The following is a 17,279-nucleotide window of genomic DNA, read 5'->3' on the forward strand; positions in this document are numbered from 1 at the left end:
ATGGGCCGACCAACGCGGCACACGGGGGGTGCGGAACCGCGGTCACCCATTGAACCCGGTGATCGCCAACGTCCTGCTGATGCCATCGAGGGGATGCGGCCCATCGGCGAAGGCCTCCGGGCTGGACACCCCGGCGTACCCGCCGATCGACTCCGGCAAGGGCAAACTGTCCGTCTTGCCCAGGTCCCAGGCCATGCTCGCACTGATGCTGATGCCCCGCGGACCGGTCCTTCGGGTGGTCCCGCGGATCAGCAGCAGGCGGGTTCCAAACAGAAGCGGGCCAGCGTTTTCCTGGGCCTCGTGGAAGAAGACCGAATCCACGCAGCCGGTGCCGTCGTCGATGCTGATGAACACCACCCGCCTGCCGCCGCGCATGGGAGGAGTCTGGGTGGCCACCCGCACCCCTGCCACCAGCACTTCGGTCCCGTTGCGCAGGCTGAGGAGTTTATCGGCAGTGGTGACACCCAGCCTTTCCAGCAGGGGCCTGTGGCTGTCCATCAGATGGGAACTGACATCGACGGCCATCAGATCCAGTTCCGCCCTGACGTTGTCCACCACCGTGGGGGCTGGAAGTCCAGGTTTGATGTTGCGCAGTTCGACGTCGCCCAGGGGAAGGGACAACTGTCCCTCCAGCACCTCCACGCCTTTCCGCGCGCCATTGGCTGATTGAAGCTGCTGCAAATGGTGCACCAGGTCCGCTCGGTTGGCGGTGCCTCCGGCTTCACGGTGGAGGGAATCAAAGGCCCCAAGCTGCGCAAGGCGCCGGATGCTTGGCTTGCTGAGCCGCGAGCGCGCCCGGAGATCCGCCAGTGAGTCATAGGGCTGGCCGGCGACAACCCGCTTCAGTTCAGCAGCAGACAGACCGTAAATCCCGTTCAGGCTGAGCCTGATTCCCAGCCTGCCGGCGTCCCTGCCTGTCCCGATCCGCTCCACCCGGTACTCGGCTTTGCTGCGGTTTATGTCCAGGGGAAGGATGGGAATGCCCAGCCGGCGGGCTTCTGCCACCAGCAGCCGTTTGGGGTACATGCCGGGGTCGTGCTCCCATAAGCCTGCAAGGAAGGCTTCGGGGTGGTGTGTCTTGAGCCAGGCGGACTGGTAGGTGGGGACGGCGAAAGCAGCCCCGTGGGCTTTGCAGAATCCGAAGCTGGCAAAGGACTTCAACGTCCCCCACACCTTGTCCACCACCTCGGGGGTGTACCTCTTGGCTTTGGCGTGGCGCCGGAAGTACTCCTCCACCTGCGCTTCTCCGGCCTCGCTGCTGAGTGCCCGGCGGAATTCGTCGGCTTTTGCCAGGCCGCAGCCGGTCATGACGTGGAGAGTTTTCAGGATCTGCTCGTGGAAGACGGTGACCCCGTGGGTTTCCTGCAGCACCGGCTTGAGGTCAGGGTGCGGGTAGACCTCAGGGGCGAACCCGTGCCGGTGTTCCAGGAACGGCCGCACCATGTCCGATTTCATCGGTCCAGGGCGGAACAATGAAATATCGATGATGAGGTCGTTGAACTCCCGCGGCGCCATTTTGCCGATCAGTTCCCGCTGCCCGGGTGATTCGATCTGGAAGCAGCCAAGGGTATGCGTGCTCCTGATCAGCTCATAGGTGGCTTCGTCGTCGAGGGGGACGGCGTTGAGGTCTATCCGGCCGTTGGCGGCAATGTAGTCGGGGCCGGAACCTTCCGGCCCGGCAGGGTGGTTCCCTGCCTTGATCACTTCCTCCTTGGAGGGATGGATCCTGATGATCTCCCGGACCGCGAACGCCATGGCGCTTTGCATGCGGACACCGAGGACATCGAGTTTGAGCATGCCCATGGGGTCCATGTCATGTTTATCGAACTGGCTCATGGGCAGGCCAAGACCGCTTGGCTGTACCGGGGTGCGGTCCAGGAGGGTTGCATCACCCAGGATGACGCCGCACGGGTGCATGGAGATGTGGCGGGGCAGCCGGTCGAGCCGTTCGGTCAGGTCCACCAGCAGGTCCAGTTGCTGGTTTCCATGGGCGTCGCGTTGTTCCACCCGGCCGGCAAACTCACGCAGTTCCGGTTTTTCCTGCAGTGCTTCCCGGAATTTTCGTGCAGAGAACCGCCACAGCTGCTTGGCGATCTCCCCCACCTCGTCGTCGTCCATGCCCAGCGCCAGACCGGCGTCGCGCACGGCACCGCGGGCGCGGTATCCGTTCTGCATGCTCATCAGGGTTACCCGTTCAGAGCCGAAGCGTTCGAAGATCCGGTGGTAGACGTTGTGGCGTTCAGCGCTTTCGACGTCGATGTCGATGTCCGGAAGGGTGGCGCGGTCGTTGGAGAGGAAACGTTCAAATATCAGGTCGTGCTGGAGGGGATTCACATGGCTGACGTCGATCAGGTAATTGACCAGGCTGGATGCTCCCGACCCTCTTGCTGCCGCCCTGACCCCCATGTCCTGGATCATCCGGGACACCTCGGCAACAGTCAGGAAGTATGAGGAGAAGCCCAGGTTGTGGATGATCCCCAGCTCATGGTCCAGGCGGGCCAGGATCTCCTTCTCCGCGTTGCCAGTGGCTCCCGGGAACCGCCGGCCGATTCCTGCATGGCAGCGCTGGATGAGCTCAGCGTGCGGATCCTGGCTGATGCCAATAACGGATGCTTCGGGCACCACGGGCTGTTTCCATCCCATGTCTGAGGTGGGGTCGATCCGGCAGAGATCGGCGAGCGCCTCCGTTTGGGTCATCAGCTGCTTGAGGTCGGCGGCACCATAACCGGCTGCTGAAATGATCTCCTTGCCTATCCCCAGCATCTGCGCCGGGGTTTTCAGCCACCCCTGGCCAGTGGGTTGCAGGAGGGGTTCCCCTGCCAGTTCGGGCAGGGACTTCAATGTCCGGGCAGAATCCAGGACGTCAGCGGTTGGTGCTCCGTCCGCAGCGCAGTACCTCACCGCATTGGCGAGTACTGCCGGCACCTGGTGTTCCTCGGCGAGCCTGAGCATGCGCACAGCGTGCGCCGTGCTCAACGGGGTACCAGGTGCGCTGAGTTGGGAGACTATTTCAGCCACCACGGTTCCGGCGGGCATTGCGTCAAGCCACTGCTTGAAAAGGGTCCGGGGCCGCAGGTAGCGCCGTCCGCCCATGGCACGGCCCACATCCGAATCAGGGCCGAGCAATACGGTGAGCACCGGCTTAAGGGTTTGGGGGTCAAGGGTGCGGGAAGCCAGTTCGGCACGGGTGACAGCAGCGGGCACCGCTCCCCCGGCTTTCCCCGAGGTCCTTGCGTGGGCGTCGGAGACCAGCCGGCACAGCGCACGGTATCCGGCACCGTTGTTTTGGCCGCGGGCCAGCACCACCACCCTGCCTGCCACCTGCGTTCGGTGATCACCGTCGTCGTCAAACACTGCAAGGTCCACCCCCACAATGGGGTCGATGCCCGCGGCCATGCAGGCCTTGAGGTGCTTGATGGTTCCGTAGAGGCCGTCCCGGTCTGTACAGGCAAGGGCTGTGGCGCCGTCGGCTGCGGCAGCCATGGCCAGTTCCTCCGGCCAGGAAACACCGTAATGGGCGCTGAACGCCGTGGAAACGTGAAGGTGGGTGAAGCTCATGCTGGACTGGTCAGGCTGTTCTGTGGCGGAGGGCGTCATGGATCCGCAGCAGCCGCCAGCGGTTGCTGCGGATATGGCGGGTCAGGTCAAGAGTGAGGGGTTCTGCGCCGGCCGCATCTTCCGGCGCTGAGGGACTGGAGGCCACCCGGGCAGGCAGCACCTGCACGCGCCAGATTTCGTGATCCACCACGCCCGGTCCGCTTCCCAGCGGGGCCCTGCTGTCTTCCGCCCACCATTGCCGGCGTTCGTACCACCGGAGGGGTTCGGCGCAGACGGTGTAGGAAGCACCGGCCCAGGTCAACGTTTCCGGTTGTCCGGCTTCGGTGCACACCACGTCAACAGACTCGCTGAACATGCCCATGTGCACCTCCCCGACGATTTTCCCCAAACAGGTATTCGAATATGTATTCGAATAAAACCAGTCTACGCCGGGATGGCATCAAAACATAGGCGGGGGTGGACGGGGCGTGCGGCAGGGAGCAGGATGTTGGCATGAGTACCGATGACGCACTCCTGAAGCAGGCCAGCATCAAGACCGAGGACTCCACCCTGGTCGCCACATTCGATATCGACGGCACCATTCCGGTATCCGGTGCCTACGTGGTGGGGTTGATGGGGGCCTCGCCGGATTATTCGGCACAGCGCCGGCTGTGCATTGAGTTCATGAACGGGGAGGCCATCGCCTGCTACGCGTTCAACCGGGACCAGGGGATCGAGGAGGATTACGACCTGTCCGGAGTCACCCACTCACAGAGCAGCATCACCGGCAGCTTTCCCCTGACGGCGTTGAACGGGCTCGGGCAGGGGCATGTCCTGTCCGCCTTCAGCGAGGCGGACGGACGGGAGTTCCAGCACGGGGTGCCGGTGGAGGAAGCGCCCTAAGATTCCTCAGCTGTTTTCTTTATGGATCCGCAGTTCAAGTTCAATGAACGCGGAGATCATGGCCCGGTAGGTTGACTCCACGATGTCCGGGTCAATGTCTTTTTTCTCGGCAGCAGCCCGCACGTGTTCAATGATCCGCTCCACCCGGCCCGGGGCGCGAACCTCGGCGTCATCACCCTTCAGCGTGCCGGCGATCCTGATCAGCCGTTCGCGGCGGGCGATGAGGGTGACAATCTGCTCATCCACCTCGTCAACAGCAACCCGGACGGCAGCGAGCTGTTCCCTGTCGGCCCGGGCATCCCTATCGTTTCCTTGAATTGTCGCCATCATCTGACAGTATCGAAGCATGGAGCCCAGAGTCGACTTTATCTCCCTCGGTGTCCGCAGCGTCGAGGCCTCGCGCGCCTTCTACGTTGACGGCCTTAGCTGGCCCGTTCACCGCGAGGTTGCCGGGGAAGTCCTGTTCATCCAGGTGAACCATGGGCTGGTGCTCTCCCTCTGGGACAGCACCCAGATGCAGGCCGAAGCCGGCACCAGTCCTCCCGCCGGCGTCCCCGGCATCACGCTCAGCCACAACCTGGCAAGCCCGCAGGAAGTGGACAGCGTCATGGAACAGGCTGCGGCTGCCGGTGCTGCCATCGTTGCCGAGCCCGTCACCAAGGCATGGGGAGGCTACGCAGGATATTTTGCCGACCCTGACGGGTTCCGCTGGGAAGTGGCGTACAACCCCACCTGGGCAGTGGACGACGCCGGCACGGTCACCGTCTGACGGGTACCGGCCCAGGCGGAGGCTGCTAGAACAGGGCTTCCACCGGGCGGATCAGTTCCGGGCCGTTGTTGCGGACATTGCCCACTTCCTTGCCCACGGATTCCACGTGCCAGTCGGCTGCCGCGTCCTTGACCCCCGACCGCACCAGGTCAACCAATGCGGCGGCATCATCAGCCTGCGGGTCCAGCCAGGCCTCCATCGTGGCCTTGTCCATGGGCAGCGGCACTCTGTCATGCAGCTCGGTCAGTTTCCCGAAGATGGTGGATTCAGTCCCCGGCGGCGGGGTGTCAGCCGTGAGGATCGACGTGGACAGCAGCCAGCGTCCGGGCTCCCCCTCCGGCACTGACGGGTCCTTCCACCACTCATAGAGACCGGCGAAAACCAGCCCGCGTTCCCCGCCCGGGTGCACGTAGTAGGGCTGCTTCGAGTTTCCCGGGCCCTGCTTCCATTCGTAGTAGCCGTCGGCGGGCACGGCACAGCGGCGGGACTGCACAGCCTTCCGGAAGGCCGGCTTCTCCAGCACGGATTCGCTCCGTGCATTGATCATGCGGGAGCCGATCCCGGGATCCTTTGCCCAGGACGGGACCAGGCCCCACCGCGCAACGTGCAGCTGGCGGACCTGCCGGGGCGCAGCGCTGTCTTCCACCAGCCGCTCCAGCACAATGGGGACGGCATCCGTGGGTGCCACGTTCCAGGACGGCGGGATGGTGACCTCGTCCTCCAGCTCGGCGTCGAACTCGGCCAGGAGATCCCCCACGGCCCGTGCCATTACGTAGCGTCCACACATGGCACCAGCTTGCCACCGCCCGCCACAAACTGTCATCCAGGCACCGCAGCAGCGCCCGGGACCGGGGAATACCGGCGGCCACGCTACGGTTGACAGTAAGGAAACCTTTCAAGCGACGTATAGGAGATCCCTGTGGACTTCACTCCCGAATCGGGCACCATCACCATGTTTTCCACCACCTGGTGCGGCTACTGCAACCGGCTCAAGAAGCAGCTGGATGCACAGGGCATCGGCTACACCGAAATCAACATCGAAGAGGTGGACGGCACGGCTGAACTCGTGGAGCAGCTGAACGGTGGCAACCGCACCGTCCCAACGGTCCTCTTCCCGGACGGCACCGCCGCCACCAACCCGTCCGCCGCCGAGGTCAAGAGCCGCCTGGCCGCCTGACCGGCCGCCGCGCCACAACTGATGCGGGTCATGCCCCCAGGCTGCTGAAGGAAGCAGTTTCCAGGGTGGCATGGCCCGCATACGTCTTAAGGATGGCCTGCTCGACGGCGGCGACGTCCAGGCCGGGCACCAGATCGTTGGCGGCGCCGGCGGTGGCAGGATCCCAGTCCAGGCCGAGCGCGGCATAGCTGTCGGTAAGGACCTTCCGGATCGGGGCGGAGTCCTCCACCACGATCACCGAGCTGAAGAGCCAGCCGCCGGAAACAACCCGCTGGGCAGTGCCCACCAGTTTCACTCTCCGGGAGCTGTCTGCCGGGTCGGTGCCGTGGACACTGAATTCGCCCGGACAGTATTCGCCGGGAATCTCACCCACGGCAGCCTGTACGCCCACGCTTCGCAGCGCCTCCGCAAACAGCTCCCCGAAGTAGCCGAACCGGGCCTTGGATCCGGCGACGGCGTCCGTATCCGGTTCAACGTGGTCCACCACCAGGGTGCCACGGTGGTAGGCCGCAGCGCGTCCGCCCGCCCGCCTGACCAGGGGTTCGAAGCCGTTGTCCCGGCAGGCCTGGGCGGCGGCGTCGAATCCCGGCAGCCGGGTATCCCGCTGCCCGAACGCCACGGTGGGCGCGGGCCGGTACAGCCGCAGGGTGGGACCAATGGCGCCGCTCCGTGCCCTTGCCAGCAGCTCCAGGCCGAATTCGAGGTCCCGGCCCGCGCCGAGTGACACGTCCTGCCGCACCACGGTGAGCGTGCTGGATCCGGTACCGGTGTGGTGCATTGTTGCGAAGCTCCCATGGTGTGGCGGCGACAGATTCAACGTCGACGGGTTTTAGCGGCGGCGGTTCACAGCCCGCGGACGGGCAGGCCACCCCTAGGTTACGCCCGACGGCGGCGGCCGCCTTAACGTCCCCGGCGCCCCACCCACAGCGCGTGCAGCAGCGGAAGGGCCGACGCCGTCATCAGCACATTGCCCAGCGCAACGTCGTCAGGGCGGACAATGGCTCCCGCGAGCAGCAGGGCCCCGAAGACCAGGGCGGAGGCTGAGCGGCGCACAGCCCGGTCCAGCCGCGCAGCCTGGCGCTCCAGGCGGGGGACGGCAACCTGCAGCGATCCTTCCTCCAGCCTCCCGGCCAGGGCGTCCAGGCGGCCCGGGAGCCGGAAGGCAACACCGGCAGCGTCGAGGGCCTGCCGGGCCACATCCTGCACCACGTTGCCCCGTTCGTTCCGCAGCAGCTGGGCGGCGTAGGGCTCCACCGAATCCCAGAGGTTGAAACGCTCATCCAGGGCACTGCATACCCCGGAGGTCAGGGACATGGCCCGGATGATCAGCAGGAAGTTCTCCGGCAGCTGGAACGGCAGCGACCGGACCACGTCACCGAACTCCACGGCAAAGTCACGGAACTCCCTCGGGTCAACCTCGCGCAGTTCGGCGAAGCCCATGCCGCCGAAGCGGGCGAAGAGCTGCGTCATGGCGCGTTCCAGGGCCACGCTGTCGGCTGACGGCATCAGGACGCCCACATCATTGATGGCCGCCACGAGTCCCTTGCCGTCCCGGGCGGCGGCTGCGATCAGCAGCTTCCGCAGTCCGCTGCGCGTGGAAGCCGTGACTTCGCCCATCATCCCGAAGTCGATGAACGTCAGTTTCCAGGGAAGCCCTGCACCTGGAGGGACTGGGGTGACGAAGATGTTCCCCGGATGAGGGTCGGCGTGGAAGAAGCCGTTGGTGAACAGTTGGTCGAACATGATGGACGCGAACACCGGCGCGACCGCGGCGGGATCGATGCCGGCGGCACGGAGCGCCCCGACGTCCGTGATCTTGATGGCAGTGACGTCCTCCAGGGTGAGCACACGGCGGGTGGTCCGCTCCCACACCACGCCCGGGACTTCCACGCGGTCGTCCCCGGCGAAATCCGCGGCGAACCGCTCCGCGTTGACGGCCTCGTGCAGGTAGTCGATCTCCAGCAGGCTGGTCTGGGCGAATTCCTCCACCAGCGCCGGCATGTCGGCGCGGCGGGAAACGAGCCGGATGTGGCTGAGCCAGCCGGCAACCTTGCGCAGGGCGGCAAGGTCGACGTCGACAATGGCGCCGATGCCCGGGCGCTGCACTTTCAGCACCACGGCATCGAGTCCGGTGTCCCCGGCGTCGGCAGGATTCAAGCGGCCGCGGTGGGCCTGGCCCAGGGAGGCAGCGGCTATGGGCGTTGGGTCCACGGAGGCATAAACCCTGTCCAGCGGCGTCCCCAGTTCCCGGGCGGCCAGGGCGGAGATGGCAGGGAAGGCGACCGGCGGCACCTCGTCCTGCAACCCCTCCAGTTCTTTGGTGATCTCCGGCGGAAGGACGTCGAGCCGGGAGGACAGGAACTGGCCCACCTTGATCATGAGGCCACCGAGGTCCACGGCCAGGTCATGGAACCGCTGGGCAAAGCGCCGCATCCGCCGTGACCGCGTCCTGGCGGCCACCCGGCTAAGTCCAATCCGCGGCAGGAACAGCTCGAACCACCACGTGGCGGCGAGGTTCCATGCAGCGAAGCGCAGAATCCGCCGGTAGCGGCCGCGGTGCTCCCGCAGGGGCAACTGGGCGTCGGCCCTCTCCTGGACGGTGGACGCCACCCGCGTCAGTCCTGGGCGAGGATGGCGTACAGACGGCGGCGGGCCTCGTCCAGCACCGCCACCGCCTGGTGCACCTGCTCCTGGGTGCCGGTACGGCCAACCTGGGCTGCGGCCTGGGCCAGTTCGATCCCGGCCTTGGGCAGGGAAGCAACGCCGCCGGCCATCGGGCCGGCCGGATCCCATGGCGCAGCCCCGTGGTGGGTTGCCACTTCCTCGCGGCCGGCTTCGGTCAACGAGTAGATTTTTCGGCCGTTCGTTTCCTCGGCTGTAATTGATCCTTCATCCGCCAGCAGCTGCAGGGTGGGATAGACGGAGCCTGCGCTCGGTTTCCAGCTGCCCCCGCTGCGTTCCTCGATCTCGCGGATGATCTGGTAGCCGTGCATGGGCCGCTCGGCCAGCAGGGCCAGCACCGCCGTCCGCACCTCACCTTTCCCGGCGCGGGTTCCGGCCCGCTTTTCAAACCGGGAGCGCAGTTCCTCGACGGCCTGCCACATACCGTCCAGATTGTTCCCGCCGAATCCGCCAGCAGGGTTTGAAGCACGCATCATGAACTCCTTTGTCAATCGTGAACGATATACAACGATACTCAGCGATACATGCCCGCACCATAGGTCAGGACCCAGGCGCGGCAAGGACCAGTCGCAGGGTCAGGACGAACCCTTTATCAGGATTTGCGCAGGGTGAGGATCTGTTCAGCGCGGCCGAACGGCCCCTGCCGGTCGTGCAGCACGGTGGAGGTCAGCCCGATCCCGTCGCTGCCGAACGACACCGCATTGTCCAGTCCCAGCCATTCCCCCCGGGGCCGGCGGTACATGTGGATCTGCAGGTCCAGGTTGGGGAACGCGTAGCTGCCCTTCCCCGGCGGAACCCTGGCCGCGATGCCGTTGGCCGTGTCCACCAAGCCCATGAGCCGGGCCAGGTCGCCGCTGTCGGCGCGGTCGGTCAGGGGGTGGTCGGTGCGGAGCCACACCTTGCCGGCTCCGGGACGGTGGCCCTCGGCCACCCTCATTTCGAGGGAGCGGATGTAGCCGCCGGGCCAGACGGCGGCGCCGTCGTACGGCTTGCATTCGTCGGGGCCGGGGATCGCTGCGTCCTCGACGGCGGCGACTTCAGCGGTGTCACTGGTCAGCATGCGCCACCCGGCGGCGCGGATGGCGGTGCGGCCGCCGGCCACGAGTTCCGCCTGCACCAGTTCGATGGTCCTGCCGGGACGCAGCGTGGTGGTCTCGATCCGGAACTCGCCGCCCGGGATCAATCCAAGGATCTCGTAGCTGAGGCGGGCCATCCGCATGTCTTCCCGCGGCTGGTGCCGTTCAAGGACATCGGCCATGAGGCCCGATGCCGGGGCCATGTGCTGTTCGTGGACGTTCCAGGCACCCTGCGCGTGGATGGTGGAGCGGAACCGCCCGCCGCCCAGGTCCTGGTAGTAGAAATTGCCTTCGGCGAGTTCAGGCAGGTCTGCAGTCAAGGCTGGCCCCTTACGGAAATTCAGTGAATTGCCACTAACTCTATCCCCCGCGGACAGCGCACGGCGCGCCAACGCGGGCAACGAAATGTTGGAGGGTGCGGGTGGCAATCGGACTAGAGTAAGGAACTGGTCCTGTCAGCAACCCTCAAAAGAGGTGTTTCATGCGCGTCATCAGCTACAACCTCCGCAAGCACAAGGCCAGCGGCGAACTTCTCGCCCTGGCCCGCAACCATGACATCGATGCGCTGTGCCTTCAGGAAGTGGATGCCAGCGACCTCCCGGAGACCCTGGGCCCGCTGCACCTGGCGGATGCCACCAAGGGCAACCGGCTGGGTCTGGCCATCTACTACCGCACCAGCCGCTTCACCGCACTGGATACGCAGTCCTTCGCGTTGAAGAAATCAATGCATGACAGGGTGCTGGCTCCGGCCCATGAACGGCTCATCGGCACCAGGGTGATGGACACCGAAACGCAGCATGAGCTGGTGATCGGATCCTTCCATGCAGCCCCGCTGACGGCGTCGAACTCTTTGCGGCGCAAGCAGATCCACGCAGCCCACGCTGAACTGCTGAGCATGGGCAAAGGCCTGATGACCCTGATGGTGGGTGACTTCAACTACCCGTTCTTCACCAAGAACCTGGACATGCACATGAAGAACTCCGGGTATGCCCTCTCCCTGAGCAACCGGCGAACGTACACCCGGTACAAGGTGTTCAAGGGCCACTTCGACTTCGCCACCTCGCTGGGCCTGGACATTGCCAGCGTGGAGACGCTCCCGCGCGGAAATTCAGACCACCTGCCCATCCTGGTGACCGCCGACTACGGCGAAGGCTACTAGCCGGAGGCTCCCCGGGAGGAGTCCGGGGCCGGCCTACCAGGGTTCGCCGGTGTCCAGCTGCGCCAGCAGCTCCGGCCACGCGGCCGCGAAACCGGGGTGCAGGTCCAGGGCCTCCACCTCTGCCACCGGGATCCAGAGCAGGGCAATGCTCTCGGGGTCGCTGATCACCGGCTCGAAGGATTCCCGCACCCTCACCACCACCGTGGTGTAGGACCAGTAGCCATGGTCCAGCACGGACGTGAACAGCACTTCCACGCTCTCCGACGGGACCGCGGCTTCCTCATACGCCTCGCGGAGGGCGCCGTCAACGGGTTCTTCGCCCTGGTGCAGGGCGCCGCCGGGCAGCCCCCAGGTTCCACCGTTATGACTCCAGACCGCACGGTGCTGCAGGAGCACGCCTTTGGCGGGGTCCCAGGCAAGGACGCCCGCCGCGCCGAAACGGCCCCAGTACCTGCCGCGGTCCCCTTCCACCCAGGCGTCGCCCGGGTCGCGGGGACCTGTGCGCTGCGGTGGGGTGGAGGACATGCCTGCGGACGGAAAATGATCCATTGCTCCAGTCTGACAGGTGAAGCGGCCGGGTGCAGTCCCGCAGGAGCGTCAGGCGTTGTGTCCGTGCTCGACGGCGAAATCGCCACCGGGATACATGACGGTTTCGTGCCCGTCGTCGAAGCGGACGACATACGGCGGGCTTCCACCCTCGCCACGGACCTCCAGAATCACCCCGTGCCGGTCCGAGGACCCCACCGTCCTCCCGTGCACAACGATGCGGTCGCCTTGGGCTGCCTCCATGGCAATCACCTCCAAGCCCCCAGATTACGACTCCACGCGGCATGGGAACAGGGCCCTATGGCAGGATGCCGGGTATGCCGTTGAACCTTGTCCTGCTTGCCGATACCCATGTGCCCAAGCGCGCCAGGCACCTGCCGGAGCAGGTGTGGTCCGCAGTGGAACTCGCCGACGCGGTTTTCCACGCCGGTGATTGGGTGGAGGCGGAACTGCTGGACGAATTCGAACGCCGGAGCAAGCGCCTGCTGGGCGTTTTCGGGAACAATGACGGCCCCCAACTTCGCCGCCGGCTGCCAGAAACGGCCACTGCCACCATTGGCGGGGTTCGCTTTGCGGTGGTCCACGAAACCGGCCAGGCGAAGGGCCGTGAACAGCGGTGCGAGGCGCTGTACCCCGATGCCGACGTCCTGGTGTTCGGGCATAGCCACATCCCCTGGGACACGGTGTCGCCGAACGGGCTGCGGCTGTTGAATCCGGGCTCGCCAACCGACCGACGCCGCCAGCCGGCATGCACCTTCATGGAGGCCGTGGTGGACAGCGGGCGGCTGGCGGAGGTCAGGCTGGTGGAGGTCCGCCGCGACTGAGCCCGCGGAGCGGCTTGGCAGGGCAGGGGGCTTCTGCCTAGGGTAGGAAACGTAAGCATGCTTAGTTTCCAGTGGTTGCCCTCGGCAGCCCCAGGCTGCTTCACCATCCCGGGCGATGAACCAGCCCGCGTCCCGCACGAACAGGAGTACCACCATGACTGACCAGTACACCTTCCGTAATCCCGTGACTGCCTACGAAAAGATCTCCCCGCCCAAGCAACACCAGCCTGAGCCCGGGCTTGATGCGGAACTGGCGCCCAAGGCCGACCTCGGGGAAGAGACCTATCGGGGCACCGGGCGGCTGGAAGGCCGCCGGGCGATCGTGACCGGCGCGGACTCAGGCATCGGGGCAGCGACGGCGATCGCCTTTGCACGGGAGGGCGCCGACGTCGTGCTTTCCTACCTGCCGCAGGAAGAGGAGGACGCCTCCCGCATTGCCGGAATCATTGAGGCCGCCGGCCGCAAGGCCGTCAAGGTCCCCGGCGACCTGAAGGACTCCGCCGTGTGCCGGGACCTGGTGGACACGGCGGTGGCCGTCCTGGGCGGGGTTGACATCCTGGTCAACAATGCCGGGAAACAGGTTGCGCAGGAGGACCTGCAGGACATCAGCGACGAGCAGTTCGACCACACCCTGAAGACCAACGTCTATGCCATGTTCTGGGTGACCAAGGCCGCCGTGCCGCACATGCCGGCGGGCTCAACCATCATCAACACCACGTCGATCCAGGCCTACAACCCGTCCCCCACGCTGGTGGACTACGCCACCACCAAGGCCAGCATCAACAACTTCACCAAGGGCCTGGCCCAGCAGCTGGCGCCCAAGGGGATCCGGGTGAATGCGGTGGCCCCGGGGCCCATCTGGACGCCCCTGCAGGTCAGCAGCGGACAGCCCAAGGAGGAACTGCCGGAGTTTGGCCAGTCCACTCCCCTGGGCCGCGCGGGCCAGCCCGCCGAGCTCGCCCCCGCCTATGTCTTCCTGGCCTCGCCCGAGTCCAGCTACGTGGTGGGCGAGACGCTCAATGTCAACGGCGGCAGCCCCACGCCTTAGCGCGCCCTGGGCTCCCCGTACCCCCCCGCGCAGCAGCGGGACAGAAGCCGGGTTTCAGCCGGCCGCGTCCTGGCCGGCCAGGAGCTCGTCCGTGGCCGGGTCCGGTTCCCCGTTGAAGAACTGGGCCAGGACGGTCTTGAACACTGTTTCTCCGGGCGCCGCCCGGAGGAACAGTGTCATGCTGGAGCGGAGCTTCCTGGCGTCGATACCGCCGAAAATGTCTTCGGCGGACTGGTCGGCGTGGTTTGCCAGGACCAGCGCGCACTCCAGGAGCCGCGGGCCCAGCACCTCGTGGTCCAGGTAGGCGCGGGCCTCCGCCAGCGAGGAAATGGCGTACTTGCGGGAGGTGGCGCTCTGTCCCAGCCCGGCAATCTGCGGGAAGACAAACCACATCCAGTGCCCGGACTTCCGGCCGACCTGCAGTTCGCCCAGCGCCTGCTCATAGGTTCCGCCGGTGTTTTGCGCGGCAACAAAACGCTCAAGGTCAAACGGCTCATTCATGGGGATCTCCTCGGTACGTTTCAAATGGTCAAGTCTTTTTCAAGGGCGTCGGCCGCCGCCCGCAGCTGGGGGTCCGGGTCTTCCCGCCACCGCGCCACGACAACGCCTGCCCGCTGCCGTTCGCGCTCCCCCAGCCCCGCCAGCAACGGGACCAGGACGTCGGCGAGAAGGGGCCCGGTCAGGTCCGCTGCCTGCGCGGAGCGAAGGAAACCCTCCAGCCGGGTCAGGTCAGAGTGACGGAGCAGCCGCACCCGTGACTGCAGCAGGACCACCGCTGCCAGGCGGCGCTCGAACACCGGCCGGGAACCGGGCCGCGGCTGGCCCCACAGGGCGGAGGCCAGCATGACCGTGCCGTCATGGTCCAGGTCCTTGAACTTCCGCAGCGCATCGCGCACGGTCCCGCGAACGGCCCCCACAGAGGAACCATAAGAGGCAAGCACCCCGCCCAGCCGTGCCCCGACGTCGTCCGCCCGGTACCAGGCGCCCTCGTTCTGCAGGGTCCGGTCCACGAAATCCGCCGCCGCGGACACAACGTCCGCCGTACCGGTCATCGCCCGCGCCCGGACGCCGCGTGGTGGATGCAGTACGGGGTCCACGGGCGGGCTTCCAGCCTGCCCTCGGCGATGGGCTCCCCGCATACGGCGCAGGTTCCATAGGTCCCCGCCGCCAGCCGGGCAAGCGCCGCTTCAATCTGGTCCAGGCCCGCCGAACTCTGTTTCAGGAGCGCAGAGGCCTGTGAGAGTTCGAAGGCGATGGTGGCACCCTCGGGATCGTGCTCGTCGTCGACATTGGAACCCTGGCGCGCCGAGTTTGCTGCCTCGATGTCCGCCCGCAGCGCCGGCAACAGTGCCAGGCGCCGCGCCCGCTCCTCTTCGAGCAGCGCACGGAACCGTTCGAAATCTGGCATGGAGACAGCCTAACGCGTCAGTCAGTACCAGTTCAGGGTTACGGAGTGGTTCCAGGCCGCGCACGGTGAACCGTAGCGGTCACGGATGTAGCCCAGGCCCCATTCGATCTGGGTGCGATAGCTGGTGAGCCAGTCGCCGCCGGCGCTGGCGTACTTCCCCGGGGGCAGGGCCTGGGGAATTCCATAGGCTCCGGAGTAGGCGTTGGTGGCGGTGGTCAACCAGTTGGACTCCTTGGTCCACAGCTGGGCCAGGCACAGGAACTGGCCCTGGCCCCACCCGTAGGCGGGCAGGCGTCCGGACGCGTAGCTTTTCGCCCCGGCGGGATCATTGACCGCGCCGGGGGCCGGACCGGGTTGGGCCGGATTGGCCTGGGCAGGGTCGGCACGGGGTGCGGGCTCCTGGGGCTGCCGGGCTGCCGCTGCGGCACCCTTGGCTGCGGCCTCCGCCTGTCCGCGGGCCTGCTCCTCAGCGGCGGCGCGCTTGGCCGCCTGGGCCGCCTCATAGGCAGCCAGTGCAGCCCAGCCCTGCCGGTACCCACCCTCCATGGCCGCCGTCGTACCTTTCAGCGTGGCGAGCTGGGCGGTCAGCTCAGTGCCGTGCCGCTGCTCCTCCGCGACCTGCCCGGCCAGCGAAGCCTGGGCAGAACGTGCGGCGTCCAGTTTTGCTTTCGCTTCCCCGGACAGGCGTTCCCGCTCGCCCTTGGCGGCCTTTTCCTGTGCGGTGAGCGCGGTGGCCGTCTTTTCGGCGGCCGCAGCATTGCTGACCAGGGTGGCCAGGGCAACCGCCATGAGGCCCCCGTCAAGGGGGAGCCTCCCCAAGGTCACGAACGGGCGCATGGTCCCGAAGCTTACCGTCGGGATTGGGCGCAGGGCAGGGGCCTGTTTCCACATTGTTACCGTGCTTCACGGGCAAAGTATCACCTGAGGTCAGGCCCTGGCTCGCGGTGTATGTCCAGACGTTTGCCCAATGCGAGAGAACAACCTCGTATGTTATCCAAATGTGACAATCACGCCGCACGTGGGTTATGGTCTTTTGGTGTCCCTCTCAGACGGGACATTCCCGTCAGCATGCCGAGCCCTGCCGCTGATCATGGGATTCAACCGCTCCAGTTGGCAGGGACGGGGGAACCAAGTTTCCGCGGCCACTTGTGGCCTTGGGGTTAAGTCGATAGCGCCTCCGCACATCGCGGGGTTGCTTCCGGCCGGGTATCTCCAGCCCGAACCCGACAGCTCACCCCGCAGGCATGGGAGAGGCGATCAACCGTGTCAAAAATTTCAACCACTGCCCGTCACCGCGCGACCCCGGCCCGCTCCATTGTGCTCGAGGGCCTCGCAGTAACAGCCAAGTCCCAGGCCCGCTCCCTGGGCCGTCCCGCGCTCGCCGTTGCTGCGGCATCCGGCATTGCCTTCGGAGTCGGCGCCCCGGCCCATGCAGGTGTATCCGCCCCGGACACCACTGAGCAGACCAGCGTCCAGGCCACCTCGGCTCCTGCCGCCCCGGCCGCAGCCCCCGCCGCAGCAGCAGGGAACGTCCACACGGTCGTTTCCGGCGACACCCTCGGCGCCATTGCAGCAGCCTACGGCGTCAGCCTCAACGGCGTGCTGTCCGCCAACGGCCTGGGACTGTCCTCGGTCATCTACCCGGGCGACCAGATCCAGATTCCCGGCGCAGGCTACACCGCCGCCCCGGCGCCCGCCCCTGCAGCAGCACCCGTGCAGGCCGCAGCCGCCACCGCACCGGCGAACACCGGCATGAACATGTCCTACGCCTCGGCCACCCCGGTGGCATCCACCACCGGCACGGGCACCGGCGCTGCGATCCTCGCCTCGGCCTACAGCCAGCTGGGCTTCAAGCAGGATTGCACCGCCATGGTCGAGAAGGCTCTGCGCTCCGTCGGCAAGTCCGTGGGCGATCTGGCCCCCACCCAGTTCTTCCAGTACGGCACCGTCGTAGGCGCTCCCGCCCCCGGTGACCTGATCATCACCTCCGGCCACGTGGGCGTTTACGCAGGCAACGGCCAGGTTGTCAGCGGCGGCGTCAACGGCTTCGACACGCAGGTGCACTCCATCAGCTGGCTCGGCGGCTACTCCGCTGTGCGCGTAGCCTAGTCTTCGCACTGTCCGGCGCCGTTGGCGGCGCCGGACGAAGC

Annotated in this window: 21 protein-coding genes and 1 riboswitch; of the genes, 7 read left to right on the forward strand and 14 right to left on the reverse strand. The window is 66.4% G+C overall.

All coding sequences use genetic code 11. From position 1 onward, the window contains the following. Positions 1–42: 42 nt before the first annotated feature. Together VIK36_RS12040 and VIK36_RS12045 are read right to left on the reverse strand one after the other, a co-directional pair. Entirely contained in the window at positions 43–3,558 is a 3,516-nt protein-coding gene (locus VIK36_RS12040) for a DNA polymerase III subunit alpha (protein ID WP_324642088.1), read from the reverse strand. A 10-nt stretch (positions 3,559–3,568) separates the two neighbouring features. Beyond that, positions 3,569–3,919 carry a DUF6504 family protein gene (locus VIK36_RS12045; protein WP_255175594.1) on the reverse strand — a complete coding sequence of 117 codons (351 nt, stop codon included), beginning with the start codon at positions 3,917–3,919 and terminating at the stop codon, positions 3,569–3,571. A 131-nt stretch (positions 3,920–4,050) separates the two neighbouring features. Here VIK36_RS12045 and VIK36_RS12050 point away from each other — a divergent pair, with 131 nt between their 5' ends. Further along, positions 4,051–4,440, forward strand: a complete 390-nt coding sequence (locus VIK36_RS12050) for a hypothetical protein (RefSeq protein ID WP_255172345.1) — start codon at positions 4,051–4,053, stop codon at positions 4,438–4,440. A 6-nt stretch (positions 4,441–4,446) separates the two neighbouring features. Here the strand turns inward: VIK36_RS12050 and VIK36_RS12055 are convergent, their stop codons facing one another. Beyond that, on the reverse strand, positions 4,447–4,770 hold the full coding sequence (locus tag VIK36_RS12055) for a chorismate mutase (RefSeq protein ID WP_159631877.1): 324 nt from the start codon (positions 4,768–4,770) through the stop codon (positions 4,447–4,449). Positions 4,771–4,786: 16 nt separating this feature from the next. On the opposite strand from VIK36_RS12055, the gene VIK36_RS12060 reads away from it, so the two are divergent. Continuing rightward, a complete protein-coding gene (locus VIK36_RS12060; RefSeq protein ID WP_324642089.1) occupies positions 4,787–5,209 on the forward strand; it encodes a VOC family protein in 423 nt (140 codons plus the stop codon). A 25-nt stretch (positions 5,210–5,234) separates the two neighbouring features. Here the strand turns inward: VIK36_RS12060 and VIK36_RS12065 are convergent, their stop codons facing one another. After that, positions 5,235–5,996: an SOS response-associated peptidase gene (locus VIK36_RS12065; RefSeq protein ID WP_324642090.1), complete on the reverse strand. Its 762-nt coding sequence runs from the start codon at positions 5,994–5,996 to the stop codon at positions 5,235–5,237. Positions 5,997–6,128: 132 nt separating this feature from the next. On the opposite strand from VIK36_RS12065, the gene VIK36_RS12070 reads away from it, so the two are divergent. Continuing rightward, positions 6,129–6,386, forward strand: a complete 258-nt coding sequence (locus tag VIK36_RS12070) for a mycoredoxin (protein WP_141941622.1) — start codon at positions 6,129–6,131, stop codon at positions 6,384–6,386. Between the two features lie 28 nt (positions 6,387–6,414). Here the strand turns inward: VIK36_RS12070 and VIK36_RS12075 are convergent, their stop codons facing one another. The 4 genes from VIK36_RS12075 to VIK36_RS12090 all read right to left on the reverse strand — a co-directional run bounded on the left by VIK36_RS12075 (position 6,415) and on the right by VIK36_RS12090 (position 10,464). Further along, on the reverse strand, positions 6,415–7,164 hold the full coding sequence (locus tag VIK36_RS12075) for a lipoate--protein ligase family protein (protein ID WP_324642091.1): 750 nt from the start codon (positions 7,162–7,164) through the stop codon (positions 6,415–6,417). Between the two features lie 122 nt (positions 7,165–7,286). Further along, a complete protein-coding gene (locus tag VIK36_RS12080) occupies positions 7,287–8,996 on the reverse strand; it encodes an ABC1 kinase family protein (protein ID WP_324642092.1) in 1,710 nt (569 codons plus the stop codon). A gap of 5 nt (positions 8,997–9,001) precedes the next feature. Continuing rightward, positions 9,002–9,541, reverse strand: a complete 540-nt coding sequence (locus VIK36_RS12085) for a PadR family transcriptional regulator (protein ID WP_255175595.1) — start codon at positions 9,539–9,541, stop codon at positions 9,002–9,004. 119 nt (positions 9,542–9,660) lie between these two features. Beyond that, entirely contained in the window at positions 9,661–10,464 is an 804-nt protein-coding gene (locus VIK36_RS12090) for a thioesterase family protein (protein WP_324642093.1), read from the reverse strand. 161 nt (positions 10,465–10,625) lie between these two features. Between VIK36_RS12090 and VIK36_RS12095 the strand changes: the two genes are divergently transcribed. Next, positions 10,626–11,303 (forward strand): endonuclease/exonuclease/phosphatase family protein, encoded by a 678-nt coding sequence (locus tag VIK36_RS12095; protein WP_255172349.1) that lies wholly within the window; start codon positions 10,626–10,628, stop codon positions 11,301–11,303. Positions 11,304–11,336: 33 nt separating this feature from the next. Here the strand turns inward: VIK36_RS12095 and VIK36_RS12100 are convergent, their stop codons facing one another. Together VIK36_RS12100 and VIK36_RS12105 are read right to left on the reverse strand one after the other, a co-directional pair. Continuing rightward, positions 11,337–11,852, reverse strand: coding sequence for an NUDIX domain-containing protein (locus VIK36_RS12100; RefSeq protein WP_159631870.1), 516 nt, complete (start codon positions 11,850–11,852; stop codon positions 11,337–11,339). Between the two features lie 48 nt (positions 11,853–11,900). Further along, a complete protein-coding gene (locus tag VIK36_RS12105) occupies positions 11,901–12,092 on the reverse strand; it encodes a DUF1918 domain-containing protein (protein WP_255172350.1) in 192 nt (63 codons plus the stop codon). Between the two features lie 74 nt (positions 12,093–12,166). On the opposite strand from VIK36_RS12105, the gene VIK36_RS12110 reads away from it, so the two are divergent. Both VIK36_RS12110 and VIK36_RS12115 read left to right on the forward strand, forming a co-directional pair. Further along, a complete protein-coding gene (locus VIK36_RS12110; protein ID WP_255172351.1) occupies positions 12,167–12,673 on the forward strand; it encodes a metallophosphoesterase family protein in 507 nt (168 codons plus the stop codon). A gap of 154 nt (positions 12,674–12,827) precedes the next feature. Continuing rightward, on the forward strand, positions 12,828–13,721 hold the full coding sequence (locus tag VIK36_RS12115) for a glucose 1-dehydrogenase (protein WP_255172352.1): 894 nt from the start codon (positions 12,828–12,830) through the stop codon (positions 13,719–13,721). A gap of 54 nt (positions 13,722–13,775) precedes the next feature. Here VIK36_RS12115 and VIK36_RS12120 read toward each other — a convergent pair whose 3' ends face one another. Genes VIK36_RS12120 through VIK36_RS12135 form a run of 4 tightly spaced genes read right to left on the reverse strand, consistent with a single transcriptional unit; the run spans position 13,776 to position 15,966 of the window. Next, the gene (locus tag VIK36_RS12120; protein ID WP_324642094.1) at positions 13,776–14,222 is read right to left on the reverse strand and encodes a DUF1810 domain-containing protein; all 447 of its coding nucleotides are present in this window, start codon (positions 14,220–14,222) and stop codon (positions 13,776–13,778) included. A 20-nt stretch (positions 14,223–14,242) separates the two neighbouring features. Then, positions 14,243–14,773: a DNA alkylation repair protein gene (locus tag VIK36_RS12125; protein WP_255175596.1), complete on the reverse strand. Its 531-nt coding sequence runs from the start codon at positions 14,771–14,773 to the stop codon at positions 14,243–14,245. Further along, the gene (locus VIK36_RS12130) at positions 14,770–15,129 is read right to left on the reverse strand and encodes a TraR/DksA family transcriptional regulator (RefSeq protein ID WP_324642095.1); all 360 of its coding nucleotides are present in this window, start codon (positions 15,127–15,129) and stop codon (positions 14,770–14,772) included. Before VIK36_RS12130 ends, VIK36_RS12125 begins: the two co-directional genes overlap by 4 nt. A gap of 21 nt (positions 15,130–15,150) precedes the next feature. Beyond that, positions 15,151–15,966, reverse strand: a complete 816-nt coding sequence (locus VIK36_RS12135; protein WP_255172355.1) for a hypothetical protein — start codon at positions 15,964–15,966, stop codon at positions 15,151–15,153. Positions 15,967–16,218: 252 nt separating this feature from the next. Further along, positions 16,219–16,389: riboswitch (cyclic di-AMP (ydaO/yuaA leader) on the forward strand. A 3-nt stretch (positions 16,390–16,392) separates the two neighbouring features. Between VIK36_RS12135 and VIK36_RS12140 the strand changes: the two genes are divergently transcribed. Next, positions 16,393–17,238, forward strand: a complete 846-nt coding sequence (locus VIK36_RS12140) for a C40 family peptidase (RefSeq protein ID WP_255172356.1) — start codon at positions 16,393–16,395, stop codon at positions 17,236–17,238. Positions 17,239–17,279: the final 41 nt, after the last annotated feature.

This window comes from Pseudarthrobacter sp. LT1 (genome assembly GCF_035621795.1).
Taxonomy (GTDB): Bacteria; Actinomycetota; Actinomycetes; order Actinomycetales; family Micrococcaceae; genus Arthrobacter.